We start from the raw sequence: 7,294 nt of genomic DNA, 5'->3' as shown, positions 1-7,294 counted from the left end.
TACCAGTGGCAGCATCACGAATTTGCCAATCAGGTGCTGGTAACGCTCGTCGTCCGGATGAACGGCGACTGCGGTATCGCCTAGCATGGTTTCCGGACGGGTAGTGGCAACAACCAGATAGTCTTTACCGTCTTGCGTGGTGGCGCCGTCGGCCAGCGGATAACGCAGGTGCCAGAAAAAGCCTTTCTCTTCCTTGTTCTCAACTTCCAGATCGGAAATGGCTGTGTGCAGCTTCGGGTCCCAGTTCACCAGACGCTTGCCTCGGTATACCAGACCGTCTTCGTACAGGCGAATAAACACTTCCTGTACAGCTTTGTAAAAGCCGTCGTCCATGGTGAAGCGTTCGGTGTCCCAATCAACAGAGTTGCCTAACCGGCGCATCTGGCCGGTGATGGTGCCACCCGATTCTTCCTTCCATTCCCAGATACGCTTGATGAATGTCGCGACCCAACTCGTGGGGGTTTTTCTTCGGCGGCGAGTTTGCGCTCAACGACCATTTGGGTGGCGATGGCTGTCTGTGCCGACGGTCCAGACGGTGTTGTTGCCTCTGCATGCGCTGTAGCGGGTGAGGGTGTCCAGATGGTGCTGGAAGGCGTGGCCCATGTGCAGGCTGCCGGTCACGTTAGGTGGCGGATAGCGATGCTGTAGACGGCCTTCTGCTGGGGCGGAAGTACCCTTTGATTCCCAGTTTTCGTACCACTGGCGCTCGATGTTTTCTGGCTGGTAGTTTTTTCCATGGTTTCTGCAGTGACCGTTGGTTGATTCACGAGGGAAAGTTCGAAACCGGCGATTATACATGGTCGGCTTGGTTGGGCGAACGTCTTCCGGTGTTCGTATATTCGTAGCCTTCGTTTGTTGCGGAGTTGGGACAGGCTTCAAACCGCTTGAGCACATCCATGCAGGCTTCTCTCCGGCCATCCATGGCCTCCGAAATTTTTGTAAGTTTCGTCCCAACTCCGCAGTTCAAACTGAGAGTGGTTCGCTTCTACGCACAAGTTTGCTTGGTTTTACGTTCGTGCAAATTCGTGAGCGACCGTATGCCTTTGATGGGCAACGTGTTAGCGTTTTCAGACAATGTACCCGCGTTTATGCCCAGCTTTCGCAGCTGTTTGTAGTGGCCGCGAGCTTGCTGAGTACCGCTGGCAACCAGTGCCAGCCTTCGGTAGGTCAGCCTGTTCAGGCAGGGTGGAAGACAGATGATGACGGAAACCCAGTCGGCAGCGGTCGGCGGTGAGCAGGATGCCGACCGGGTCTGAGCACGGGGTGCCTGGGTCGGTTGCGATGCTGTGGGGATGAAGGCGTCCGGGTGAAGTTCCAGAGCAGGTCATGAGTTCTGCGCTTGTTGCTGGTTTTCGCAGAGCACGCACACGCGGTCGCCTTGCTGCCAGGCTTGTCCACGAGTTTGGCGGCGGGAGGTTGCGGGCGGCTGGGTGCTGGCGAGGATGTGAAACCAGTAGCGCTGGTTTTGGCATCCTGGCCGAGGTACGGCAGCTGGCCGTCGGGCCCCGGGGATTGCTTCGCTGTTACCCTGCATGGACATCAGGTAGTCGATCAGTAGGGGAACCGGACGGCCGGTTGCGCCTTTGCCTTTGCCGGAGTCCTAAGCCAGCCGGCGATGTCCAGGGCCCAGCGGTATTCTTGGTGAATCCACAGGAAGCAGGCGGCTGTGATGCCCTGGCGGCCGCCGATGTTGGCGATGTCGCGAAATTGCTGTCGAGCTGGCTTTGGTATTCGTCCCACAGGCAGGCGCCGCTGGTCGCCGGTTTTTTCGCCGGCGGCCAGCAGTTCGTTGGCCAGTTCGTCGTCGCTGGCGAGCATGCCGGTTGCCTGATGGCCCAGCGCGATGATGCAGGCGCCGGTCAGGTGGCCAGGTCGATGACGGTTTGGGTCGAACTTTTTCACGTAGGTGAGGGCGTCGCACAGTACAATCGGTCTTCAGCGTCTGTGTTGAGGATTTCAACGGTCTGGCTGCTCAGGTGGTGACGATGTCGCCCGGGCGTGTTGCGGAGCCGTCGGCATGTTTTCAGCGGCTGCGATCACGGCAACTACGTTGATGCTGGGCTTGGTTTCGGCCAAGACTTTCATGGTGCCGAATACGCGGCGGAGCCGCCCATGTCGTATTTCATTCGTCCATGCCGGCGCCGGGCTTGAGGCTGATGCCGCCGCTGTCGAAGGTGATGCCTTACCGACCAGTACGTAAGGTTTTTCGTCAGTTTGCCGCCGCGGTATTCCATGACGACGCGCGGAGGCTGTGTGGAGCCTTTGCCTACGGCCGGATGGTGTTCATGCCCATGTCGGCCATCTGCTTTTCATCCAGCACTTCGGTTTTGATGCAGTCGTGCTCTTGGCCATGGTTTGCGCCGTTCTGCCAGCCATATCGGGTGGCAAACGTTTGGCGGGGTGTTGCCCAGGTCGCGGGTGGTCTGCCGCGGCCGGTGGCGAGGCCCAGGTTGAAAGCGTCTTTCTGAGACTGGTCCGCGTCAGACGCTTGGGCGATGACTTTGTTCAGTTTGCGGCAGAGGCTGCTGCTCTTGAAGCCGGTGAAGGTGTAAAGCCGTTTTCCAGGGTGCGGCCAAGCAGGTTCAAGCGCGTCTTCAGCGCTAGCTTCCGGCCTTGAATCTTGGTAATGGTCAGGCAAATGAAGGCACCGTTGGACGGCCGTTTTGAGCAGCGCCGACGGCGGCAATGAGCGCTTTATGGTAGTTGGCCAAATTGCGTTCATCATCTTTGCCTGTGCCGACGACAATCACACGCCGCCGTTGTTCAGTCAGCAAGGTGGCGACGGAGGCGTTTTTGCCGGTCAGGTCGCCCGCTTTTTCCAGTTGTTTGATCAGCCCCAAAGCTTGGTCTGCTGCTTTGCGGTTTCCGGCCACTCACCGTTTTCGGGCAGTCCGATAACGAGTAATCGGTGTTGGTCGCCGTGATGGCTTTGCTGCTCAGGCTGAAATTCATGACAACTCCTGTTGTGTAATTCGAGTGTGAGGCCGAGTCCGGCTCTGCATGTTCACAAGGATTGGGGCTAAGCCTCGAATAATCAAGCTGACGGCCATATTGCTTAGATGGCTTTAATGTACAAGCGCTTTACTGTCATTCGGCCGCAAGGTTACATAGAATACGCGCATTTCGTATCCACCATCTTCAACCGGGCGCCACCAGAGACTGATTTGACTATCATTTTCCGTTACCTCATTCGCCAGATCATGGTGAGCATGTTCGCCGTTTCCGGTATTCTGTTGCTGGTTTTCTGAGTGGCCGGTTCATCGTATTTAGGCAGTGCCGCAGAGGGCGAAATCGCTGCGGGCGTCTTGTTTGCCATCATGGGTTATCGGTTTCCGGCTTTCTGAGCTGATTCTGCCGTTGTTTGTTTATTGGCATTTTGCTGGCTTACGGCCGTATGTATCTGGAAAGCGAGATGACGGTGCTGTTTGCCTGTGGCGTGAGCGAACGCCAGTTGCTGGTGAAAACTCTGCTCGGCGCTTTCCGTCGCGATCGTGGTTGGTGCAATGAGTTCTACGTATCGCTCGGGGATGAAGCAGGTCGAGCAGATTTTCAATGAGCAGCGTAAGGCCACTGAATTTGAGAGTGCTGGCACCTGGCCGGTTTCAGGATTTCACCCGCACCTGGTTACTTATACCGAAGTTTTGAGCGACGACAAGCGTCTTGCAAGGCGTGTTTATTGGTAATGGCGGCCGCGATGGAGAGGGCATAACGCTGATTACGGCAGAGACCGGCTCCCAGCTGATCGATGAGGAAACCGGTAGCCGGTTTTTGATTCTTGAAGATGGCGGGCGCTTTCAAGGGGTGCCAGCCAGCTCGATCCAACGACGCTCAGCCTACGGTTTGAAAATCCAGAGTGGTGAAGCTGGAACGAAAGAGCTGGAAGAAGGTATCAACGCTCGATCTCTGTACCGGATGATCCTGAAGATCGCGCCGCTGCACTGGCGCATTTCTCTGCCGTTGATTGTGCCCATTATCACGCTGCTGGCGCAGTGCCTGAGCCGGGTTAACCTGCGGCAGGGGCGGTTCTTCATTTGCTGCCTGCGATGCTGGTGTATCAATTATCTTGGTTTGTTGATCGTTGCGCGGGATGCGCTGGCCGATGGCAAGGTTCCTGAGTGGCTAGGCATGCTGTGGTTCATGTATGATCTTCTTGTCGCTGGGCTTGTGGCTGCAATTCGGGCCTGCTTGGCTGAATCGCCGCCGTCTTGAAAAGGAGGCGAATGCCCATGCGTAAGATCGACAATTACGTAATGAGTACCGTGGGCGGCGCCATGTTCCTTGCAGATGGTTGTGGTGTTGTCACTGGATTTGATTTTCGCGTTCATCGCCGGTTTGAAGATACCCGTAATGGTTACCAAACCATGGAAGCGCTTGGTACGGCTGACGTTGCCTCGCCGCATTTATGACTACCTGCCTTTGGGGCGTTTATGGGTGCCTGGTGGGGCTGGGAACCAGGCCAGTCGTCAGAATTGACGGTTATACGCGTGGGTGTGTCATTGAAACGCATCGTATGGTCGGCGATGAAACCGGCACTGATTGTGGTTCTGTTGGGTGTGTTCATTGGCGAATATGTGGTTCGACCACTGAGCGTATCGCTCAAAGTGATAAAGCTGTAGCGCTGGGTGCTGGTAAGAATGTGGCGGAAGCTCACGGGTTTGGCATCGGAAGGTAACACCCGGCGCACCTCAATGCCGTGCAGCCGGATGGTGTCGTGGTGGGGTTCTGTTCGAGTTTGATGATGACCGGCAGTTGGCTCAATCGAGCTTCGCAGAGAAGGCAGTTTTCCACGGCGATCACTGGATTCTGAAAAATGTGGTCACAACTCGTATGGAGGGTGAGCGCACTGTGCGTGATGAGCAAGCGTCACTGCTGGGAGACCGGGCTGTCACCTGAAGTGCTTAGTGCTGATTGTAGCCAGAAAATCTTTCGATGACAGGCTTGTTCACCTACGCCCGTTATTTGGTGAGCAGGCTGACCGCCGCACAATACTGGTTGGCGTTCTGAAAAGGCGTTGATGCCGCTGGGGACTGCGGTGATGGTGCTTGTGGCCATTTCGTTTGTATTTGGCCCGCTTCGTTCTGTCACCATGGGGTTCCGGGTGTTTACGGGCTTGTTGGTGGCCCGTTTAAGCATATGCAGGACCTGCTTGGGCCGATGAGTATGGTTTACGGGTTCAACCCGATGATTGCGGTGCTGGCACCGATTATCAATGCCGCGGTGGGAGCGGTGTTATGAGAAGCCACCTGGGCCGGCCCTGAGCTCGGTTATTTCTTCGTGGTTTGGGTAGTGCCACAACAACGCTGTTGGAAACGCGGTCGGTGACCGACAGGCCGTTGATCGCAAAACAGCGCGATGATGGCCGTACGGTGAGTAGCAATGTGACTGCGCCGAGATAATGACCGCCGAGCATCGCCAGAAAACCAGCGGAGGCGGTTCCGTAGCGGAGTAGCGATTGGGTCCAGCTGACCGATGTGCCGTCAAGATTTTCGATGCGTACCCGCCAAACCTGCATGCCTACGTCTGGCCGGCGCGAGTCCAGAAATAAGCAAAGAACAGATATAGAACAAGGAACAGGACAAACGTCAGCCCGGGGTCTCCGGAGAGCTGGCTGGCTTCGCCATTTGTTCGTAGAATCCAGCCTGTTATCCAACCGGCAACCATGGTGTGACCCGGTGGCTACCAATAACACGGCAATGCTGATTAGGCCGTCGTAGATACGGCCAATGCCCGCTTTAATGCTGTGGCTGGCGGTAGTAGTTCCTCGGCGTCGTGGAAGCGGCGGGCATGGGGTCTCCTATGAGGTTTCACGTTTTTCGCGTTCTCGGCGTGTGCTAGAGTAGCGGATTTGCACACGCATGTAAGTATTCGTATTTCAATCGCGGACCTGCCGGCTAATCGGCGGTTTCTGGAAAGGTATCAAAGGGCTATGAAAACCGCAGAGTTGCGACAGACGTTCTCGATTATTTCAAACAGCAAGGTCACGCCATTGTTCCAAGCAGTTCGGTTCCAGCGGATGATCCAACACCGCCGTTTACCAACGCGGGCGAACCAGTTCAAGGATACCTTCCTTGTCGGGAAGAGCGCGACCACACTGGCGACTTCACCAGAAGTGTGTGTATGCTGGCGCAAGCACAACGACTTGAAAACGTGGGCTATACCGCGCGTCACCACACCTTTTTCGAAATGCTGGGCAACTCAGTTTGGTGATTACTTCAAGCGTGAAGCCATCACCTGCCTGGACCTTCTGACCGGTGAGAAATGGCTGAACCTGCAACCGAGAAGTTGTGGGTGACGGTCTATGCGGAAGACGATGAAGCTTCGATATCTGGAACAAAGAAGTGGGCGTTCCTGGCGAGCGTATTGTTCGTATTGGCGATAATAAGGTGGCTGCTGGCGTCGGATAACTTCTGCGGATATGATACCGGTCCTGCGGCCCTTGTACCGAAATCTCTTTGATCACGGGCCGGATGTCAGGCCCTCCCGGTAGCCCGGAAGAAGACGGCGACCGTTACATTGAAATCTGAACGTGTCTGCAGTACAACCGTACTGCTGATGGTGAAATGCTGAACTCGTCGCTTCCGTGGATACTGGTAGGCCTTGAGCGCATCGCGGCGGTATTGCAGGGCGTACAGCACCTACGAAATTGATTTGTTCCAGGATCGTTAAAGCGCCTGAAATTTCGGCGGTGCAGCAACAACCGAAGCCAGCCTGCGAGTGGTTGCCGACCATATCCGCTCCTGTGCGTTCCTGATCTCTGATGGCGTAATGCCCTCCAATGAAGGCCGTGGTTTTGTGCTGCGACGCATCATTCGTCGAGCCGCTCGTCACGGCAACAAACTGGGCGCCACTGGCCCGTTCTTCTACAAGCTGACCGGTGCCCTGGTTGAATTGATGGGTGAAGCTTTCCCGCAGCTGGTCAGCAGCCGGAAGCAGATCGAAAAAGTGCTGTTGCAGGAAGAAGAGCAGTTTGTAAAAACTCTGGATAAAGGCCTGCGCCTGCTTGAGCAGGACATTGCCGAGCTGAAAGGCGACGTGATTCCCGGGGAAACCATTTTTACGTTGTATGACACCTACGGTTTTCCGGTGGATCTCACCAACGACATAGCCCGTGAGCGCGGTTTGTCACTGGATTATGAGGGCTACGAGAAGGCCATGGAAAGCCAGCGTGAGCGCGCGCGGGCGGCCAGCAAATTCGGCATGGATTACAATGCCGCTGGCTTGGGCATTGAGGGTAAAACCGAATTTACCGGGCACGGTCACATCGATGGTCACGAGCGCATTCGCGCTGTGAGTG

Annotated in this window: 9 protein-coding genes and 2 pseudogenes; 6 read left to right on the top strand and 5 right to left on the bottom strand. The window is 56.0% G+C overall.

The genetic code is table 11. From position 1 onward, the window contains the following. The 5 genes and pseudogenes from ACN0RL_RS19400 to ACN0RL_RS19380 all read right to left on the bottom strand — a co-directional run. A pseudogene (locus ACN0RL_RS19400) lies at positions 1–798 on the bottom strand (class I tRNA ligase family protein); the annotation flags it as partial. Positions 799–1,551: 753 nt separating this feature from the next. Then, positions 1,552–1,902, bottom strand: coding sequence for a hypothetical protein (locus tag ACN0RL_RS19395; RefSeq protein WP_417519799.1), 351 nt, complete (start codon positions 1,900–1,902; stop codon positions 1,552–1,554). 54 nt (positions 1,903–1,956) lie between these two features. Continuing rightward, complete coding sequence (locus tag ACN0RL_RS19390; protein ID WP_417519797.1) at positions 1,957–2,085, bottom strand: hypothetical protein; 129 nt, start codon at positions 2,083–2,085, stop codon at positions 1,957–1,959. A gap of 181 nt (positions 2,086–2,266) precedes the next feature. Then, a complete protein-coding gene (locus ACN0RL_RS19385) occupies positions 2,267–2,638 on the bottom strand; it encodes a hypothetical protein (RefSeq protein WP_417519795.1) in 372 nt (123 codons plus the stop codon). Further along, positions 2,631–2,873: a M17 family peptidase N-terminal domain-containing protein gene (locus ACN0RL_RS19380; protein ID WP_417519793.1), complete on the bottom strand. Its 243-nt coding sequence runs from the start codon at positions 2,871–2,873 to the stop codon at positions 2,631–2,633. The genes ACN0RL_RS19385 and ACN0RL_RS19380 overlap by 8 nt, the downstream gene beginning before the upstream one ends. A 186-nt stretch (positions 2,874–3,059) precedes the next feature. On the opposite strand from ACN0RL_RS19380, the gene ACN0RL_RS19375 reads away from it, so the two are divergent. From ACN0RL_RS19375 to ACN0RL_RS19350, 6 genes and pseudogenes are all read left to right on the top strand, one after another. Beyond that, positions 3,060–3,248: a hypothetical protein gene (locus tag ACN0RL_RS19375; RefSeq protein ID WP_417519791.1), complete on the top strand. Its 189-nt coding sequence runs from the start codon at positions 3,060–3,062 to the stop codon at positions 3,246–3,248. A gap of 113 nt (positions 3,249–3,361) precedes the next feature. Further along, entirely contained in the window at positions 3,362–3,556 is a 195-nt protein-coding gene (locus ACN0RL_RS19370) for an LptF/LptG family permease (protein ID WP_417519789.1), read from the top strand. A 113-nt stretch (positions 3,557–3,669) separates the two neighbouring features. Next, on the top strand, positions 3,670–4,209 hold the full coding sequence (locus ACN0RL_RS19365; RefSeq protein ID WP_417519787.1) for an LptF/LptG family permease: 540 nt from the start codon (positions 3,670–3,672) through the stop codon (positions 4,207–4,209). Between the two features lie 17 nt (positions 4,210–4,226). Next, a pseudogene (lptG, locus tag ACN0RL_RS19360) lies at positions 4,227–5,235 on the top strand (LPS export ABC transporter permease LptG). 750 nt (positions 5,236–5,985) lie between these two features. Further along, positions 5,986–6,207, top strand: a complete 222-nt coding sequence (locus tag ACN0RL_RS19355) for an alanine--tRNA ligase-related protein (RefSeq protein WP_417519801.1) — start codon at positions 5,986–5,988, stop codon at positions 6,205–6,207. A gap of 507 nt (positions 6,208–6,714) precedes the next feature. Beyond that, positions 6,715–7,294 (top strand): alanine--tRNA ligase-related protein (locus ACN0RL_RS19350; RefSeq protein ID WP_417519785.1); only part of this gene is annotated, 580 nt, incomplete at its 3' end.

The organism is Marinobacter sp., from assembly GCF_048259445.1.
Classification (GTDB): domain Bacteria; phylum Pseudomonadota; class Gammaproteobacteria; order Pseudomonadales; family Oleiphilaceae; genus Marinobacter.
This window is presented reverse-complemented; position numbering and strand designations above follow the sequence as displayed.